This is a genomic window from Kineosporia sp. NBRC 101677 (assembly GCF_030269265.1).
GTDB classification, from domain to species: Bacteria; Actinomycetota; Actinomycetes; order Actinomycetales; family Kineosporiaceae; genus Kineosporia; species Kineosporia rhizophila.
On record NZ_BSTA01000014.1, the window covers coordinates 1 to 18,484 of the forward strand.

Consider the following 18,484-nt stretch of genomic DNA (forward strand, 5'->3'; position numbering starts at 1 on the left):
CGAAGGCTCCGCGTTGGGGGTCGAAGCGGTCGACGGCGTGCAGGAGGCCGATGGTTCCGACCTGGACGAGGTCGTCGTAGGGTTCGCCGCGGCCTTTGAAGCGTTGGGCGAGGTGGTGCACGAGGGGGAGGTGGGCCTCGATCACGGTCCGGCGCAGCTGCTGGTACTGCGGATCGGTCTTGGGCAGGGCGGCCAGCCGGAGCAGATCCGGATCCGCCGGGGGTGGCGCGTCGACGGCATCTTCCCGGACGTGACGCCCACGCCGCCGAACCTCGGTCGCTGCCTCTGCGGCCTCGTCCAGATCGCTGTCCTGCTCACGCAGTCGCGCCGCGACCTCGTGCGCCGGGACCGTGCGCTCGGGCACCTGGACGGGTGCGGGCCCGGCGGCCGGACCGTCGACCGGATCGGCGACCGTTCCGGGGCTGGGCTGCCCGGCGAGTGCAGGCTCGTCCTGTGGCCCGGCGGCCGGTGGGTTGTCGCTGTCCGGGGCATCGTCCCTGCGGGGGGTGCGTTGCAGCACGCTCAGCGTCGTCTCCTGCTGCTGGATCACTGGTCTCCCCGTCCGACGTACGTCAGCTTGATCCATGCGCCGTTCTCACCGAGGCCGGTGAGTACCTCACCGGCGAGCGCCTTGAGCACGGACCATGCGTAGCCCTGCCCTTCGGGGAGCTGGCTGAGCGGGCCGGTGATGAGGATGGAGAGCCTCCCGCTGCCGGGCGGGCCCACCTCGAAGCCGGCCACGAGCGTCCGGCCGGGGTGCGAGCGCCCCCGCAGCAGGAGCGAGCAGGCCTCGTCGACCGCGATCCGCAGATCCTCGATCTCGTCCAGGGTCAGATCGAGTCGCGTGGCCAGGCCGGCCGTCGCGGTTCTGATCATGGCCAGGTACGCCGGATCGGCGGGCACGCGCAGGTCGACGGTGTCTGTACTCCGGACGGTCTCGGAGCGGCTGCCGAGCGAAATCGTGCTCACACCCTTCCCTGACCACCCAGGACGCGCCGTGCTGTAGCGGTGTGCGGTTCGTTCGTTACTGAACGAGACCAATGTCACCATGCGGCAAGGATAGAACACACTGAGTTGTGTATGTCGACGTAACCGACGCACTCGTCGGCGCACTTTTCCGTGCTCGTTGCTGAACGTGACAACCTGCTGGACGGTGCTTGCGTATCGTCACACTGGTCTCAGGTCGAGCCCAAGAGTGATCGATGAATCACCCCTGACTGCGGTCTGTCGCTGAGCGAAATCGAGCTTTCGGCCAAGATCTGATCGCTCTTCGGCGGGTTCTGGTCTTCTGGATCCACCATCTCACCGTCGCCGTCGTCGAGGGGCGTATCCGTCGGGCGGGCCACCTGCACGGCAGTCACCGTTCCCCGGGCGATCAGCACACCCCGCCCGGGAGGTCCGGCCGGTCGGCGGGGGAGCCGGACCCCGAGGACCTCGCCGTCGGCCGGGGCGGTCCCGCCCAGGACCAGGCCCTGACGTGCATCGCGGGCCAGCGTGAGGACACCTCGGTAGGCGCCGAGGACCTCGGCGGCCGAAGCCGTGAGCACGAGATGGCCCGCACCGTGGTCGTCTCTGCCCAGGTGCAGCGCGAGGACCTCGGTGAGCCGGTCGGTGTCCGGCCCGGGCTGGTCAGGCCCGCACAGCAGGTCCAGCAGGAGCACCGGCTTGCCTGGCCGGTTGTCAGGCCGGTTGTCAGGCCCGGCCAGGTGCCGGGCCAATGCCTCCGCAGCTCCCGGGCCACGCAGTTCATGCCCCGGCAGTAGGACGGAGGAGATTCCCTGCTCCACCAGACCCTCGTACAAGCTGCGCAGAGCTGTGCTCCGCCCGCTGCCCCGGGAACCGAGAATCACTGTCACGGGCGCGGCCAGGACATCCACCCGCACCGCATGGACCCGGTCGCCGCCGATGCCGATCGGTACTGAGCCGCGGGAGCAACGTTCATGGATACCTACCGGAGGCAGATCGGAGCGGGAGAGCCGGGTCGGCAGCGCAGGTATGTGCCAGGGATGATCTGCGCCCGGCCGGTGCCTGGGTGTCTCGGCCGCCCGGGCGACCTGAAGAAGGCAGAACTCTCCCTCTCCGGCAGCCAGCCATGCTCCGCGACCGGGTGGACCGGTGCCGGTGGACCGAGCCGGCCCAGCCGGGATCCCGAGCATCGCCGCCTCGGTCGGGTCCGGCAGTCTCAGGACCAGCCGGTGCGCGAACAAAGAGGAGTACGACCCGGTGAGCAGGGAGATACCGCCGGCCACGGCGAGACAAATACCTGACCCGGCTCCGTCCCGCAGCAGCCTGACCAGGTCGTCGTGCAGATCGACCAGACCGGGTTCGGACCATGCCGAGGTCACCGCCTCCCAGCCGTCGACCAGGAGCACGATCGGTGCGGCGGCGGTGCGCTCGGCCTGCCGATGCACAAGTTCGCCACGGAGCCTGCGCAGGAGACGACTCGAGCGTTCGTGATCGTCCGGTCGGACCACTGCGTGGGCCCAGCCCATCTGTTCCAGGTCGCTGAGCCGGCCAGCCGGATCGAGCGCGTAACAGTGGACGGCGGTGGCCCCCTGGTCGGTGGCGACCTGGGAGGCGACGGCCCCGAGGGAGCGCAGCAATGTGGAACGTCCCGAACGCGGTGCGCCTACTACCGCCAGGTGGCCGGCGGTCAGGTCCCAGACCGCAGGTTCCTGGTGCTGCTGCTCCGGCCTGTCGATAAGGCCGAACGGCAGGCCCCGACCGGTCGCGGCGGAGGCCATCCGGCCCAGTTCGAGGTCGGTGGGCAGTTCTGGGAGCCAGGGCGCGCGGGCCCTGGCCTGCCCCGTTGCGGCCGCCGCGGCCTTCGTTGCCGCCACGACGCGTTCCAGGTCGCTCTGATGTCCGGGTTCCGGCAGTTGCGCGTAGGCGTCCGGTGGCCCTGCGGCGGAATCGCTTCCCGGTTCGAGACGACGGACTCTCGGCGGTGTTTCGACGGCCCCTTCCAGAACTTTTCCACTGACCTGAGCGGTCTGGAACTCGATGAGCCCGTCGCCGCCGATCCGGAGCAACGCTCGACCAGGAATGCGGGGAAGTCCGGCCGCCGCGGGGTCTGAGATCAGGTCATGAGAATCGGCGGCGTCCCGGACCCGGAGGGCGATGCGCAGGTTCATGTTCGCGGCGATGTCGGGCGAGACGACTCCTGCGGGACGCTGTGTGGCCAGCACCAGGTGCACCCCGAGGGAGCGGCCCACCGTGGCGATCCGGACCAGACCGGCGACGAACTCGGAGAGCTCCTCGACGAGGACCCGGAACTCGTCGACGACCACCACCAGCCGGGGCATGGGGGGCAGGGAGCCGTCGCTGAGCCGGGCCCCGTCGTAGCCGGCGATGTCGGTGCAACCGGCCTCCAGCAGCAGGCGTTCGCGTCGGCGCAGTTCGGCGTTGAAAGAGGTGAGGGCGCGGCGTGCGGACTGCTGGTCCAGATCGGTGAGCAGGGCTCCTACATGGGGCAGGTCGCTGCAGGCCTGGAAGGCGGCACCACCTTTGTAGTCGACCAGGAGGAAGGTCAGCCGGTCCGGCCCGGAGCCGATGGCCAGCGAGGCGATCAGGGTCTGCAGGAGCTCGGACTTGCCGGCGCCGGTGGTTCCGCCGATCAGTAGGTGCGGGCCGTCGGTCGCGAGTGATACGCGCACCGGCCCTGCGGCCGACATCCCTAGAACGGCCTGAGGCCCGGCCGCCGGACGTTGGGCGGACGCAGACCAGCTCCCGGCGAGTTCGGCAGTGCTCAGCGACTCTGGCCGGCCGCGCGATCGGCCGAGGTCGAGCAACCGCACCTGGCTGGGGAGGGCGCCGGCCCCGTCCGACGTGGCGTCGCGCAGGGGCGCGAGGACCCGGGCGAGACGGTCGGCCCAGTCGGCGCCGGCCAGGTCGGCCCGAAAGGTCAAGGGAACGTGTCCCACACGCCGCAGGACTGCCTTGGTCTCTGACCCGGAATGGACGACGGTGGCCGCGCATTCGAGTGGGAGCGACGGCTCGTCCTGCTCCAGGCAGATCACCACGATGCCGGCCGCGGAACTGCCGGGGCGGTGTGCCTGGCTGTCGGCCCGGGTCAGAAGCTGCGCGATCTCGGCACGGCTGCGCTGACGCTGGGCGCCGTCCAGCACCATTACCTGCAACCTGCCGGGCCGGTTGTCCAGTGCTGAGGCAGCTGTGTGATGCGGTAACCAGGCGAGCCAGTCCCATTCGCCGGCAACGGTTCCTGGCTCTCCGTGCCGGACTTTCAGTGGCTGAGCCTGACACAGGCTCACCACCAGGTCGAGGGGGGAGTGAAGAACGACGAGCTGCCCGACGATCGATCGGGCAGTTCCCAGAACCAGGTCGCGAGGACCGCTGATCCCGATCACGGCGAACTCGGCCAGGTCGAGGACGACGGGCGCGTCGGGGTGCAGTTGCCGGGCTTCGGCAGCGCCGGACAGGCCGCCGGTGTGCGGCCCCCGGACCGTCACGTTCGAAGGAGCCGGACCGCGTCCCAGGCGGACCGTGAGCCCGGCCGGTTGCTCCCGGGTGCGCTGCCACAGTTCGTCTGTGGGAACCCGCGCGGTGGTGGCCAGGCGAGCCAGGTCGGGATGAGCCGTCTCCAGATACTCGAGGTCGGCAACCAGTGCCTGGGTCAGCGATCGTTCCGCCTTCTGCTGGGCCAGTTCGTGGTCGGCAGCCCGTTGTCTGCCCTCCTTGCGACCCCGACGGCGATCTGACGTGTACTGCGCCAGCATCAGCAGAGGGCTCAGCACGGCGATGAGCAGATAGGCGGGCTGACGCCAGATCAGCGCGGCCGGTACGGCCAGGAACAACGGGGCGAGAACCATGAGCCAGGGGAGATGGGCACGCGCTGGAGAGGTTGCCGGAGTCGGCATCTCGATCGTCGAGCCGGGCCTGGGCCCGTGCAGGGCGCGCCTTCGGTTCACCAGAAGATGCCCGGCCCCGTCCGGCAGCACCGCTGCGACCGGGCGGTCGGGGGCCCGCACCACCAGCGTGCTGCCACCGAGGCGGAGAGCGGTTCCGGTGGGCAGAGCCTGCCCGGCCGGACCCACCTTCTCGTCGAGCAGCCAGGTTCCGTTGGCGGACAGTAGGTCGCGGACCGTCGTGACCCCGCCCGAGATACCGATCTCGGCATGACGACGGGACAGCCCGGGGTCGGCCAACGGGAGGTCGCAGGATCCGTGCCGGCCGACCAGCAAGGACCGGTCGGAGAGCAGCGGGTGGGTCAGCCCTGCGTCGGGACCCGAGACCACGTGCAGTTCGAGTGCGCCGCCGGGCCGTGGCACCGACCGGCCCACGGCCCCCAGCACCAGCATCGCCCCCTGTACGAGAGGGGGCAGGCCCAACGGGTGAGTTGCCGGTAACGGGCGCCCGAGGCAGTGAAACTCCCGGCTGTCGGACCGGATCGGGCGATCGGCCCGGCCGGGCGCCAGGAGAGCCAGCTGACTCGCGACCGCCCCGAACGTCGTGCCGGTGGACGCCTCGATCTCGACATCCACTGCTGGCACTTCGATCTCGTAGACCACAACGGTCACTCGCAGTCTCATGACTCGATTGTGCCCCTGCTGAAGGGCTTCTCGGGGAGCCCTGTGGATAACCTCGGCAAGACTGCCCGAATGGCGCGTTTCAGTTAAGACTGTGGATAACCGGAGCGGGGTCTGTCCGGATTTACATATGCTTCGGCCACGAGCGCAGCCGACGCCTCCGTGACGAGGGGGGCTGGTTCGACGGGGGAGGAATCGGTGGATGCTGTCGCGATCGTGTCCGACGAGGTTCGCGAGCTGATCAGACGGGAAGGTCTTGACCCGGGCCGGGATTCGACGGGCCTGAGGCGTCTGGTCGAGTTCGCGGTCGCGGAGTACGACGAGCGTTCTCTCACCCGTGCCCTGCCTCCGCTCGCCGACCCGGGGCAGGCGATCAAACGGGTGCTCGACGAGGTGTCCGGATTCGGTGCGCTGCAGCCCTATCTCGACGATCCGTCCGTGGAGGAGATCTGGATCAACGACCCGGGCCGCATCTTCGTGAGTCGTGCCGGCCTGAGCGAGCTGACCACCACGGTGCTCACCGCTCAGGAGGTGCGTGACCTGGTCGAGCGGATGCTCAAGCACTCCGGTCGCCGGGTCGACCTGGCCAGCCCCTTCGTGGACGCGATGCTGCCCGACGGTTCGCGCCTGCACGTCGTCATCCCGGACATCACCCGGAGCGCCTACGCGGTGAACATCCGTAAGTTCACCGTCGTCTCGACCCGGATCGACGATCTGGTCACCCTGGGCACACTCACCCCGCACGCCGCCGAGTTCCTCAAGGCGTCGGTGGTCGCCGGCCTCAACATCCTGGTCTCGGGCGGTACCCAGGCCGGGAAGACGACGCTGCTCAACTGCCTCCTCGGTGCAGTCCCACCCCGCGAGCGCATCATCACCTGTGAAGAGGTCTTCGAGCTGCGGGTGGCGCTGCGCGACTGCGTGGCCATGCAGTGCCGCCAGGCCAGTCTCGAGGGCACCGGCGAGGTGCCCCTGCGGCGGCTGGTGAAAGAGGCCCTGCGGATGCGCCCCAACCGGCTGATCGTCGGTGAGGTCCGGCAGGCCGAGAGCCTCGACCTGCTGCTGGCGCTGAACAGCGGGCTGCCTGGAATGGCCACGGTGCACGCCAACTCGGCCCGGGAGGCGGTGGTGAAGATGTGCACCCTTCCGCTGCTGGCGGGTGAGAACGTCAGCGCCCGCTTCATCGTGCCCACCGTGGCCAGTTCGGTCGACCTGGTGGTCCAGGTGCGGCTCGATGCGGACGGCCGCCGCCGGGTCACCGAGATCATCGGGGTGTCCGGGCGGGTGGAGGGCGACGTGGTGGAGACCACCGAGATCTTCGCTCGGCGGGGTGACCGGCTGGTCAGGGCCGACGGCTTTCCACCCCATCCCGAGCGCTTCGAGGCCGCCGGTATCGACATCGCAGCGGTGCTGCGAGGCGGTTGGAGGTGACGGCGTGGGGGCGTTCGTGGGACTGATCGCCGGGGTCGGGGCCTTCCTGATCTGGTGGTCCTGCTGGGAACCGGTGTCCCGGCCGCTCACCTCGCGATCGATCCTGATCGGGAGGCTCAGGTCGCTGCTGCAGGAGGCCGACCTACCGTCGGTCTCGCCTCCGGCCTTCTTCGCCGTGTGCACCGCGGCGGCGGCCGGTACCGGGTTGGCACTGTTCGTCTTCACCCAGGTCGCCTCGATCGCCGGCTGTTTCGCCGGCATCGCGGGCTGGGCGCCGTACCTGGTCGTGCGGGGCCGCGCCCGGCGCCGACGGCAGCGGTTCCGCGAACTCTGGCCCGACGTGGTGGACAACCTGGCCTCCGGTGTAAGAGCCGGGCTTTCGTTGCCCGATGCGCTGGCTGCCCTGGGGGATCGTGGTCCCGAACCTCTGCGTCCGCCCTTTCGTGCCTTCGCCCGCGACCACCGGCTCAGCGGCAACTTCGCCGGCTCGCTCGACGCTCTGAAGGCCCGGCTGGCCGACCCCACCGGAGACCGGCTCTGCGAGGCACTACGGATCACTCGCGAGGTGGGCGGTTCCGACCTGGGCAAACTGCTGCGCAACCTGTCCACCTTCCTGCGCGACGATGCGCGGGTCCGCTCCGAACTCGAGGCCCGGCAGAGCTGGACGGTCTCGGCCGCCCGGCTGGCAGTCTCTGCCCCGTGGCTCGTGCTGGCGCTCCTGGCCACCAAACCCGAGTCGGTGCAGGCGTACAGCAGCACCACCGGCACTGTGGTCCTGGCCGTCGGCGGCGGGGCCTCGGTGCTCGCCTACCGTCTGATGACGGTGATCGGCCGGCTCCCGGAAGAGCGGCGGGTGCTGCGATGAGTGCCGCCGGTGCGCTGGTCGGCGCGGTCGCCGGGATCGGTGCCTGGCTGATCGTGCTGGGAGTGCCCTGGCGAAGGCACCCCACCCTCGACCAGCGTCTCGCGCCCTATCTACGTGGCGCCCGACTACGGGAAGAGGTTGTCGTCGGCAGTTCCGGGCTTCGCGAATGGCTCCGGCCCGTGCTGATTTCCGCCTCAGCGTGGGCGGCGCGAATCAGCGGCGGCAACGCCTCCGTCGAGAAACGCCTGCACCGTCTGGGGTCCGGGCTGTCGATCGAGCAGTTCCGGGCTCAGCAGGTGCTGGCCGGGGTGGCCGGCGCCGGTCTCGGCGGGAGCGGTGCTGCACTGATCGCGACCGGCAACGGACTGAGCGCGGTCACGCTGATCGGTCTGGTGCTGATCGGTGCGTTGCTCGGTGTACTCGGCCGGGACCAGGTCCTGGACTGGCAGGTGCGGCGCCGGGAACAACGGATCCTGGCCGAGTTCCCCTCTGTGGCCGAGATCCTCGCGCTGGCCGTGGGAGCTGGGGAAGGGCCGCTCGGGGCCCTCGACCGGGTGGCCCGCACCTGCACCGGTGACCTGGCCGACGAGATCGCCCGTACCCTGGCCGACGCCCGCACCGGCCGGTCGCTGACCCAGGCGCTCAACGACCTCGCCTCCCGCACGGCCGTCCCCAGCCTGGCGCGCTTCGTCGACGGAATGGTGGTGGCCGTCGAACGCGGCACGCCGCTGGCTGATGTGCTGCGGGCACAGGCCCAGGACGTCCGTGAGCTCACTCGACGAAGACTCATGGAGTCCGGCGGGCGCCGGGAGATTGGAGCCATGGTTCCGGTCGTCTTCCTGATCCTGCCGGTGACCGTGTTGTTCGCGCTCTACCCAGGCCTGGCCGTACTTGAGCTCACGGTCTAGCCGGCACTCAGAACCATCACCAGAACGGGGAAATCATGTACACCACAGCCCGCCTCATCCGTAGCCGAGATCGCGCCCGCACCGGCCGCACCACCGAGCCCGGCGCGGTTCGAGCCCGGCGTACTCCGAGGCACCGATCCACCTTCGGAAGCCTCTGTCCGGCAGACTTTCTCGCAGCCTCGCTGACGACCCGCATGCATGCCCTTCACGAGCAGACCCGGCGAGGAAGCGATCGCGGCGACGTACCGGGCTGGGTGCTGGTGACCCTGATGACCGCCGGCCTCGTGGTGGCGCTGTGGGGCGCCGCCGGGCCAAGGCTCGTGCAGATCTTCAACGACTCGGTGGACAGCGTCGTTGGCGGGCCCTGAGCCGGGCCGAGGGGAGGGCGCTGCGGGCAGGCAGCCTCAATTAGCCAGTCGGACCGACCAGGGATCGGCGGTGGTCGACTTCGTGTTGGTCAGCGGTCTGCTGCTCTTCCTCTTCCTAGGCCTGATCCAGCTGTCCATCACCCTGCATGTGCGCAACGTCCTCATCGACTGTGCGATCCAGGGCGCGCGATTCGGTGCCTTGGCCGATCAGGACCCCCAGGCGGGCGCCGAGAGAACACGTGGCCTGATCGGCGAGGCCCTCTCGGCGGGCTACGCAGGCCGGGTCTCGGCCCGGCTCGTCCACCTGGAAGGACTGACCACGGTGGAGGTTCGCGTGCAGGCCCCAGTGCCGGTGGCCGGGTTGATCGGGGTGGGGCGCAGCCTCACCGTGACCGGGCACGCCGTGGCTGAGGCCCCGTAGTAGGGGTTGGCTTTGAGGTTTCTGGTGGCGTGAGTCCCAGGATCAGAGGGGCCGAGCCTGGTGAATGAGGAAGGGCTCGTAGGCGGTTCAAACGAGCGGAGGGAGGCAGGGCTGGATACGTAGAGCGGTCTGGCGCAGGTCGTTGGGCCCGGCCTGATACGCGGGTCGGCCGGGTACAGCCGATGCGGCCGGGTACAGCCTGATGCGGCTGGGGACAGCCTGATGCGGCTGGGGACAGCTTGATGAGGACGGGGGGCACCCTGATGAAAGGGAGGGCCGGTGCGCTCGGCGCTCTGGGCAAGTAAGGGGACCGAGTGATTGAGACGGTTTTGGTGAGTCAGTCAGGTCCAACGAATGGAACAGGCCCGGTGAGTCCGAGACGCCCGGCGAGCCTTCACATCGTGCGACGGTCAATCGACGATTCGGGTTCAGCCGTCATCGAATTCGTCACCCTGGGCCTGCTGCTCATGCTGCCCGTGACCTACCTCGTTCTCGTCCTGGGCCGCATCCAGGCCGCCACCTTCGCAGCGAACGGAGCCGCCCGGGAAAGCGCCCGTGCGTTCGTGGCGGCGTCCAGCGAGGCCGAGGCAACCTCGCACGCGGCGGTCTCGACCGGGCTGGCCCTGCGTGACCACGGGTTCGACCAGGGGGCGGGCGACCTGGACATCGTCTGCGCGGCCTCGCCCTGTCTGACCCCGGGGGAGCGGGTGACGGTGCAGGTCCGGATCACGGCGCGGTTCCCCTGGCTTCCCGCAGGCTTCGCCGACGCGCTGAACGCCGGCGTGGTGGTCAGCGCGCAGCAGATCGAGACCGTCGACGAGTTCAGGGAGACCGGGCCGTAGATGAGGGACGAGCGCGGTCAGATCCTGTTGCTGACCACCGGATTCGTAGTCCTGGCACTGCTTCTCGTGCTGGTCACGGTCGATGTCACGGCACTGCACCTGCAGCGCCAGGAGTTGCAGGCCCTGAGCGACGCAGCGGCTCGCGATGCCGCCGATGCCCTGGACGAGGCGACCTTCTACCGCCACGGCGCCCAGGAACGCCCGGTCCCGTTGTCCGATGCCTCGGTGCGCTCGAGCGTGACCGGCTATCTGGCCCAGCGGGCCGTGGACGTCGACGTGGGCATCGGGCGGCCCACCGGCGCCCTGGACGATGCAACGGCCCAGGTGACGCTCACCGGAACGGCCCGGATCCCGCTGATCGGACTCGTCGTGCGGCGTTGGGCCGGCGGCGTGCCGTTGAGAGCGACCAGTCAGGCCACCGCTGAACAGATTCCGTAGCGGTCGGTGCGACGGGAGCCAGGTCGACGAACATCACCGCCTTCGAAGCCCTCGAGAACCGAACCTCCGCAACCCCGCAGAACGCCAGCACGAGCGTCCGTGCTTTGTCGTTCTGCCCGAGCGCCCCCTCGAGAAAGACCACCAGGCCACTCCGGCCGGGCGCGACCAGATGAACCACCACTCCGCACCGCCGCAGACGATCGCGCACGCGCGGAGCGAGCCGGGCCGGGTCCATCGAGCCTCCTCCACCACCAACGCAAAGCCCCGACCCACCGGGACGGAGGGAAAGGTCGACCGGCAGGTCGGGGCGGCCTGAGGCGATGCGGATAATCCTGACCGCTTCGGTGATTCACCATATCGTTTCGGGAAACCACGAATCAAGCCGCTTTCTGCTACTCCCTCCGTGGCCGGGACACCTACGGTCTGGCAAATGGACGACTTGGGGCGAGTCGTGGCGCGGAACATCCGCGGCGAGCGCTCGCGCCTGGGCCTCACCCAGGAGGAGTTCGGCAAGCTCGTCGGCTGGTCGCTCAGTCAGGCGCACGACGCCGAGAAGGGCAATCGGCAGATCAAGGTGTTCGAGATCCCGGCGATCTGCCGCGCTCTCCAGGTCACTTTCGCCGACCTCTGCCGAGGCGCCGAGCCGGACGATCTCGACGCCCTCGGCCTCTGAGTCTCCCCGTCGGATCCGCGTGATTCCAGCCGCCGGATCCACCCGCAGCCAAAAGATGCGCACCCCTGCGCACGGGTGCACCCTTTTCCTGTGACCTGGTGAGTGTGAGAGCGAACCGGGGATCGGGGAATGGGAGCCCCTGTGGGAGTTGGAGCCCAGCCGCGCGTCCGGAGTCGAGTCAGGACGCGCGGCCGGGAGCCCGCGGAAGCCGGAATGCGGTGAAGTCCCAGGTCGGCCTGGCCGCATCTCGTCGGCTCCGGTATTCACTGTAAAACGGGCATACCCTCCGCAAAGGGTCAATTATGTGACGCATGCAACACGGCTGCATGAAGAAGGCCGTACCTCTGGGCGCCCCGGGCACCTCGCCAGCCATGCCGACTCCGTGTTTCGGCCGCGAAGCGCGTAACCTCGATCAACGTGGCGACCGACTTCCCTAGCGAGATCCGCGCTCTGCGCACCACCCTGGAGACCATTCTCAAGGTGAGCGACCTGGACCAGCTGCGTTCCCAGATCGCCGAGCTCTCCGAACAGGCCGCGGCCCCCGACCTGTGGGACGACCCGGACAAGGCGCAGGTCGTCACCTCCCGGCTCTCCCACCAGCAGGCCGAGCTGGACCGGCTGGAGAAGATGAGCGCGCGCGTCGACGACCTCGAGGTCCTGGTCGAGCTGGCCGAGGCCGAGGACGACGCGGACACCCTGGCCGAGGCCGAGAACGAACTGCAGGCCGTCCGCAAGGCGCTCGGCGAGCTGGAGGTCCGCACCCTGCTCTCCGGTGAGTACGACGCCCGTGAGGCCCTGATCACCATCCGCTCCGAGGCCGGCGGGGTGGACGCGGCCGACTTCGCCGAGATGCTGCTGCGCATGTACCTGCGCTGGGCCGAGCGGCACCAGTACAAGACCGAGGTCTACGACACCTCCTACGCGGAGGAGGCCGGCCTCAAGTCGGCCACGTTCCGGGTGGACGCGCCCTACGCCTACGGCACGCTCTCGGTCGAGCAGGGCACCCACCGCCTGGTGCGGATCAGCCCGTTCGACAACCAGGGCCGCCGGCAGACGTCGTTCGCCGGTGTCGAGGTCCTGCCCGTGGTGGCCGAGACCGACCACATCGAGATCCCGGAGAACGACATCCGGGTCGACGTCTACCGCTCCTCCGGCCCGGGTGGTCAGTCGGTCAACACCACCGACTCCGCGGTCCGGCTCACCCACATCCCCACCGGCATCGTCGTGACCTGCCAGAACGAGAAGTCGCAGCTGCAGAACAAGGCCTCCGCGATGCGCGTGCTGCAGGCCAAGCTGCTGGAGAAGGCCCGGCAGGACCGCCAGGCCGAGCTCGACGCGCTGAAGAACGACGGCGGCTCCAGCTGGGGCAACCAGATGCGCTCCTACGTCCTGCACCCCTACCAGATGGTGAAGGACCTGCGCACCGAGCACGAGTCGGGCAACCCCGGCGCCGTGTTCGACGGGGCGATCGATGAGTTCCTGGAGACCGGCATCCGCTGGCGGAAGTCGCAGGAGCAGTCCGCCTAGGCCTGCGGGCACCAGAATTTGAGGACGCCTGTACGCGCGGCTACCGCGCGTAGAGGCGTCCTTCACTGTCCGGCGCCGCGCAAGGCACAGAAACCGCACGGGTTCACATTCGCACCGCACTCGGTCCTCTCAGGTCCACATCCGCACTCCTGCGGACCCCTAGACTTCGATCGGCCGCGTGCACCCTCCCTTAGTCCCCGACAGCGGCCGAGGTCTGAGCCGTGATCCGATTCGACGACGTCACCAAGGTCTACCCGGGCACCAAGCACCCCGCGCTCAACTCGATCAGCCTCGAGGTGAGCAAGGGCGAGTTCGTCTTCCTCGTGGGAGCTTCCGGGTCGGGCAAGTCCACCTTCCTGCGCCTGGCCCTGCGTGAGGAGAAGCCGACCAAGGGCGTGGTCCGGGTCTCCGGCAAGGACGTGGCCAAGCTGTCCACCTGGAAGGTTCCGCACCTGCGCCGCACCATCGGCGCCGTGTTCCAGGACTTCCGGCTGCTGCCGAACAAGACCGTGTTCGAGAACGTCGCGTTCGCGCTGCAGGTCATCGGCAAGCCGCGGCACGCCATCGCGCACACCGTCCCCGAAGTGCTGGAACTGGTCGGCCTGGCGGGCAAGGAGCAGCGGTTCCCGCACGAGCTGTCCGGTGGTGAACAGCAGCGGGTGGCGATCGCCCGGGCCTTCGTGAACCGCCCGGCCATCCTGCTGGCCGACGAGCCGACCGGAAACCTCGACCCGAACACCAGCGTGGGCATCATGCGGCTGCTCGACCGGATCAACAAGACCGGCACCACGATCGTGATGGCGACCCACGACCACGAGATCGTCAACCAGATGCGCAAGCGCGTGATCGAGCTCGAGCACGGCAACATGCTGCGCGACGAGGCCACCGGTGTGTACGGCTACTCCCGCTGACCGTCGCGCCTGACCGTCCTGCCCGAACGTCCCCGGCCCGGCCTCCAGAGCAACTGAGAAGGACATGCGTTTCCAGTTCATCCTCGACGAAATCCTGATCGGCCTGCGCCGCAACATCGCGATGGCGATCTCTGTCGTGCTCGTCACCGTCGTGTCGCTGTTCCTCGTCGGTCTCGGCTTCCTGGCCCAGCGCCAGGTCGACACCATGAAGGACTACTGGTACGACCGGGTCCAGGTCTCGATCTTCCTGTGCGGTGACGTCTCGACCGCGGCCAGCTGCGCCGACGGCAAGGCCACCGAGACGCAGAAGGAGTCGATCCAGGCCGACCTGAACGCGCCGCAGCTGGCGCAGTACGTCGAGAAGGTCTACTTCGAGACCCAGGACGAGGCCTTCAAGCGCTTCAAGGAGCAGTTCAAGGACAGCGCGCTGTCCGAGAACGTGACGGTCGACCAGATGCCGGAGTCCTACCGCGTCGACCTCAAGGACCCGGAGAAGTACCAGGTGGTGGCCGAGTCGTTCACGGCCAAGCCCGGGGTCGAGTCGGTGGAGAGCCAGAACCAGGTGCTGGACCGGCTGTTCGCCCTGCTGAACCAGCTCAAGTTCGGGGCCTGGCTGCTGGCCGCGGTCACCCTGGTCTGCTCGGTGCTGCTGGTGGCCACCACGATCCGGCTGACCGCCTTCACCCGCCGCCGGGAGACCGGCATCATGCGCCTGGTCGGGGCCTCGAACTTCTTCATCCAGCTGCCGTTCATCCTGGAGAGCATGATCGCCGCGGCCGTCGGGGCCGGCCTGGCCTCGCTGGCGCTGGTCGGGGTCACCAAGTTCCAGATCCAGGACCGGCTGGCCCAGTCGCTGACCTTCACGAACTACGTCGGCGTGGGTGACGCTCTGATGATCGTTCCGTGGCTCTTCGTCATCGGATTGGGCATCGCTGGCGTGTCGGCCTTCCTCGCACTGCAGAGATACCTCAAGGTGTAGTTACTCCTGTACCGTGTGTGACCGATGTTGCCACCCCGATACGGGGTTGTCCGGCGACAGGAGGCATGCGGATGAAACGGCTGACCACCCGACGGAACTCGCGTCCGGCCCGGTTCCTCGCCGCCGTGATGGTGGCGGGGGCCGCGCTGACGGCCGGGGTCACGAACCTGGCCCAGACGGCTGCCCCGGCCGCTGCGGACGAGGTCGAGGACAAGCGGGACAAGCTCGCCGAGGAGCTCCGGGAACTGCGGAAAGACCTGGAGGGCACCTCCGAGGAGCTGGTCGATGCCGCGGTCCGGCTCCGGACCGCGGAGTCCCGGCTGAACGAGGCCAACGCCCGTCTCAAGGCCGCCGAGGCCGCGCTGGCCAAGGCCAACGCCCGGGACGAGCAGCTGGCCGGCGAGCTGGCGGTGGCCGAGGCCGCGGTCGAGAAGGCGCAGCGCGACCTGGAAGCCGGGGCCGAGGAGCAGCGCCGCACCAAGGAACGGCTGGCCGGGATCGCCCGGGAGGCCTACGTGAGTTCCGGCTTGGCCGGCCTCTCCATCGCGCTGGACGCGCAGAGCCCCGAGCAGTTCGCCGACCGGGTCAGCGTGGCCGGGACCGCGCTGCGGGCCCAGGGCGGCGTCATCGACCGGCTGGCCGTCGAGCAGGCCGAGACCCGCGCCCGGGAGGCCAAACTCGACGCCGGCCGGCGTCAGGTGGCCGCTCTGAAGAGGGAGTCCGAGCAGCTCGTCGAGCAGCGGGCGGCCGCCACCACGGCCGCCCGCCAGGCCAGCGACGAGATCGGTGACCTGGTCGAGGAGCGCGAGCAGGCGGTCGCGGCGATCGCCGCCCGGAAGGCCGCGGAGCAGAAGCGGGTCGACGATCTCGAGGACGAGCAGGACGAGCTGGCCCAGATCCTGCGGGAGCGGGCGGCCCGGTCCGCCTCCTCCGGGGGAGGCGGCGGCGCGAACCCCCCGGCCGACGGTGGGAACGGGCTGTCCTACCCGGTCAGCGCACCGATCACCTCCAGCTACGGCTACCGCTACCACCCGATCCTGAACTACCGAAGGCTGCACGCGGGCACCGACTTCGGAGCTTCCTGCGGGACGCCGCTGCGGGCTGCGGCCTCCGGCACGGTGGTGCGGGCGGGCTGGGCCGGTGGTTACGGCAACCAGATCGTGGTGGACCACGGCCGGATCAAGGGCTCCAGCCTCGCCACCTCGTCCAACCATCTGAGCCGGATCTCGGTGCGCAGCGGCCAGACGGTCGGCCGGGGCCAGGTGATCGGCTACACCGGCACCACCGGGCTGTCCACCGGCTGCCACCTCCACTTCGAGGTATATGTGAACGGCTCCACCGTCGACCCGATGGGCTGGCTGTGACCGCTGCGCCCACCGCGTAACGGGGCTAATCAGGTGGGCACCACCCGTTGCACCCTCATAGACTTGACCTTCGGCAATCCGGCTGGAGACAGCCGCGAGGAGAAGAAGAGGTGAGGTGGGCGTGCCCAGGGAGACCGGTCGCAAGGTGGTCGCGACCAATCGCAAGGCGCGGCACGACTACCACATCGACGACACCTACGAGGCGGGCATCGTGCTGACCGGGACCGAGGTGAAGGCCCTGCGGGAGGGCCGCGCCTCCCTGGTCGACGGCTTCGCCCAGATCGACCGGGGTGAGGCGTGGCTCGAGCACGTGCACATCCCCGAGTACTTCCAGGGCACGTGGAACAACCACGCACCGCGTCGGCGCCGCAAGCTGCTGCTGCACCGGGCCGAGATCGACAAGCTGGCCGGCAGCACCCGGGAGGGCGGCTACACACTGGTGCCGTTGCAGCTGTACTTCAAGGACGGCAAGGCCAAGGTGGAGATCGCCCTGGCCCGCGGTAAGAAGAACTGGGACAAGCGCCAGACCCTGCGTGAGCAGCAGGACAAGCGCGAGGCCTCCCGGGCGATGTCGCTGCGCGTCAACCGCTGATCCGGACGTTGTCGGGAGGCGGGAACACGGCCGGAGGCTGTAGAGTTATACAGCTGTGAGGGCCCGGCCACGGGTCCTGATTGACAACTGAACAAGGCAAGACTGGGAAGATCTCCATCTTCTGCAACCAGGTCCTTCCCCTCACGGGGGTGACTGGTTTCGACGTTGGTCGTCTTACCAGGGGAAGCGGGCCGAGTACGCGATGTGATCTCGTTAATCCTCGTCGCAAACCAATAGTTGCCAATACATCGCGCAACGACCTCACCCTCGCTGCCTAAGCGAGGCCTGTAGGTCCGTCAGTCCGGGAACGCCTTCGGCCCGGGTCCTGGCGTCGACTAGGAGGCCACTGCCCAAAGGACCGGTCACGGGGCCTGCGGGAACACTAACCGTGACTGAGCCCGGCTCGGTGACCCGCCTGTGGGATCGCCGGGGCTAAGAAAAGCCACAGCAGGCTGCGCCCGGAGAAGTCCTGGTTCTGCGCTGACGGACGGGGGTTCGAATCCCCCCACCTCCACAGAACGAAGAGCCCCCGAACCGCGAGGTTCGGGGGCTCTTCTCGTTTGCCTCCGAACCGGCTGAGAAATCTCTGTGCCGTCGTGCAACGCCCCGCTGCCCCCAGGCGTCCTGCCTGCGGAAGAACCGAATCGGCATGAACTTCGCTCAGGGTGACCAGATGTCACGTGCGAACGGCCATGACGATTCGCAGGCGCTCTGGGGGGCAATAGGTGATCCACCGTTGTCGAACACGCATGCCTGCGCCCGGTCTACCGACAGCTGGACATCACCTGTTTGAGAAGGAGCTCGCGTTCATGCCGACCACCAGTCCATCCCTCACCCTCGGTGGCAAGATCGTCGCCGCCGCCGGTCTGCTCTTCCTGGTCAGCACCTTCCTGCCCTGGTACAGCTTCTCGTTCGAGGGCTTCGGCATGTCGGAGTCCTCGAGCGCCAACGCCTGGGACATCGGCCTGGCCAAGGTCGCCGCCCTGCTGGTCATCGTGGCCCTGGCCGAGGTGATCGTCACCCAGGTGGCCAAGGTTCAGCTGCCGGTCAGCCCGTCCCTGCTGGGTCTGGGCCGCCTGGCCGTCTCGGGCCTGGCCGCGCTGCTGGTCCTGGTCGAACTGGTCAAGGGGCAGGACCTCGACATGCCGGACACCTCGGGCCTGGAGAGCCTCTCCGCGGGCCTGGGGGCCGAGGTCGACCTGGGCATCGACTACTCCTTCGGGCGTAGCTTCGGCATGTTCGCCGCCCTGCTGTTCGCCCTGCTCCTGGTGGCCGGCAACGTCCTGCGACTGCGTGAGACTCCGGCCCTGACCGGCCCGGGTCAGTACCCGGGCCAGGGTCAGCAGCAGTTCGGTCACAACCCGCAGCAGGCTCCCTACAGCAACCCGCAGCAGCAGTACGGCGACCCGCAGCAGGCCCCGTACGGCAGCCCGCAGCAGCAGTACGGCAACGACCCGCAGCAGTACAACCAGCAGAACCAGGGCGGCCAGCCGTACAACCAGAACCAGTACGACGAGACCCGTTTCAACCCCGACGGCTACGGCCAGCCGCGCCGGCCGGAGCGCGGCCAGCAGTACCCGCCGCAGCAGGACGGGCAGTACTGAGCCGACGGCTCGATCGAA

17 protein-coding genes and 1 other RNA gene are annotated in these 18,484 nt (G+C 69.0%); 15 read left to right on the plus strand and 3 right to left on the minus strand.

Annotated elements, in window-relative coordinates; translation table 11 throughout:
* The 3 genes from QSK18_RS30850 to QSK18_RS30860 form a co-directional block, all read right to left on the minus strand.
* Positions 1-550: sigma factor (locus QSK18_RS30850; RefSeq protein WP_285626451.1), on the minus strand; the 550-nt coding region annotated here is incomplete at its 3' end.
* Positions 547-969 carry an ATP-binding protein gene (locus tag QSK18_RS30855; protein WP_232809141.1) on the minus strand — a complete coding sequence of 141 codons (423 nt, stop codon included), beginning with the start codon at positions 967-969 and terminating at the stop codon, positions 547-549. The genes QSK18_RS30850 and QSK18_RS30855, both read right to left, overlap by 4 nt.
* A 209-nt stretch (positions 970-1,178) precedes the next feature.
* Positions 1,179-5,549, minus strand: a complete 4,371-nt coding sequence (locus tag QSK18_RS30860; RefSeq protein WP_285626455.1) for a type VII secretion EssC family protein — start codon at positions 5,547-5,549, stop codon at positions 1,179-1,181.
* A gap of 195 nt (positions 5,550-5,744) precedes the next feature.
* Between QSK18_RS30860 and QSK18_RS30865 the strand changes: the two genes are divergently transcribed.
* From QSK18_RS30865 to QSK18_RS30935, 15 genes are all read left to right on the plus strand, one after another.
* Positions 5,745-6,974, plus strand: a complete 1,230-nt coding sequence (locus tag QSK18_RS30865; protein WP_232809139.1) for a TadA family conjugal transfer-associated ATPase — start codon at positions 5,745-5,747, stop codon at positions 6,972-6,974.
* Between the two features lie 4 nt (positions 6,975-6,978).
* On the plus strand, positions 6,979-7,839 hold the full coding sequence (locus tag QSK18_RS30870) for a type II secretion system F family protein (protein WP_232809138.1): 861 nt from the start codon (positions 6,979-6,981) through the stop codon (positions 7,837-7,839).
* The gene (locus QSK18_RS30875) at positions 7,836-8,747 is read left to right on the plus strand and encodes a type II secretion system F family protein (protein ID WP_232809137.1); all 912 of its coding nucleotides are present in this window, start codon (positions 7,836-7,838) and stop codon (positions 8,745-8,747) included. Before QSK18_RS30870 ends, QSK18_RS30875 begins: the two co-directional genes overlap by 4 nt.
* A 194-nt stretch (positions 8,748-8,941) precedes the next feature.
* The gene (locus QSK18_RS30880) at positions 8,942-9,115 is read left to right on the plus strand and encodes a hypothetical protein (RefSeq protein WP_232809136.1); all 174 of its coding nucleotides are present in this window, start codon (positions 8,942-8,944) and stop codon (positions 9,113-9,115) included.
* Positions 9,116-9,185: 70 nt separating this feature from the next.
* On the plus strand, positions 9,186-9,536 hold the full coding sequence (locus tag QSK18_RS30885) for a TadE/TadG family type IV pilus assembly protein (RefSeq protein WP_232809135.1): 351 nt from the start codon (positions 9,186-9,188) through the stop codon (positions 9,534-9,536).
* A gap of 401 nt (positions 9,537-9,937) precedes the next feature.
* Positions 9,938-10,378, plus strand: a complete 441-nt coding sequence (locus QSK18_RS30890) for a pilus assembly protein (protein ID WP_232809134.1) — start codon at positions 9,938-9,940, stop codon at positions 10,376-10,378.
* On the plus strand, positions 10,379-10,816 hold the full coding sequence (locus tag QSK18_RS30895) for a pilus assembly protein TadG-related protein (protein ID WP_232809133.1): 438 nt from the start codon (positions 10,379-10,381) through the stop codon (positions 10,814-10,816).
* A 430-nt stretch (positions 10,817-11,246) separates the two neighbouring features.
* A complete protein-coding gene (locus QSK18_RS30900) occupies positions 11,247-11,489 on the plus strand; it encodes a helix-turn-helix domain-containing protein (RefSeq protein WP_232809132.1) in 243 nt (80 codons plus the stop codon).
* A gap of 417 nt (positions 11,490-11,906) precedes the next feature.
* Entirely contained in the window at positions 11,907-13,016 is a 1,110-nt protein-coding gene (gene prfB / locus QSK18_RS30905; protein WP_232809131.1) for a peptide chain release factor 2, read from the plus strand.
* A gap of 221 nt (positions 13,017-13,237) precedes the next feature.
* Complete coding sequence (gene ftsE, locus QSK18_RS30910; protein ID WP_232809130.1) at positions 13,238-13,927, plus strand: cell division ATP-binding protein FtsE; 690 nt, start codon at positions 13,238-13,240, stop codon at positions 13,925-13,927.
* A gap of 64 nt (positions 13,928-13,991) precedes the next feature.
* Positions 13,992-14,906: a permease-like cell division protein FtsX gene (ftsX, locus tag QSK18_RS30915; protein ID WP_232809129.1), complete on the plus strand. Its 915-nt coding sequence runs from the start codon at positions 13,992-13,994 to the stop codon at positions 14,904-14,906.
* Between the two features lie 71 nt (positions 14,907-14,977).
* On the plus strand, positions 14,978-16,270 hold the full coding sequence (locus tag QSK18_RS30920; RefSeq protein ID WP_232809128.1) for a M23 family metallopeptidase: 1,293 nt from the start codon (positions 14,978-14,980) through the stop codon (positions 16,268-16,270).
* A gap of 121 nt (positions 16,271-16,391) precedes the next feature.
* A complete protein-coding gene (smpB, locus tag QSK18_RS30925; RefSeq protein WP_232809127.1) occupies positions 16,392-16,862 on the plus strand; it encodes an SsrA-binding protein SmpB in 471 nt (156 codons plus the stop codon).
* Between the two features lie 145 nt (positions 16,863-17,007).
* Positions 17,008-17,379, plus strand: a transfer-messenger RNA (tmRNA) gene (ssrA, locus tag QSK18_RS30930).
* A 292-nt stretch (positions 17,380-17,671) separates the two neighbouring features.
* Positions 17,672-18,466: a hypothetical protein gene (locus QSK18_RS30935; RefSeq protein ID WP_285626472.1), complete on the plus strand. Its 795-nt coding sequence runs from the start codon at positions 17,672-17,674 to the stop codon at positions 18,464-18,466.
* The last annotated feature ends 18 nt before the right edge of the window (positions 18,467-18,484 follow it).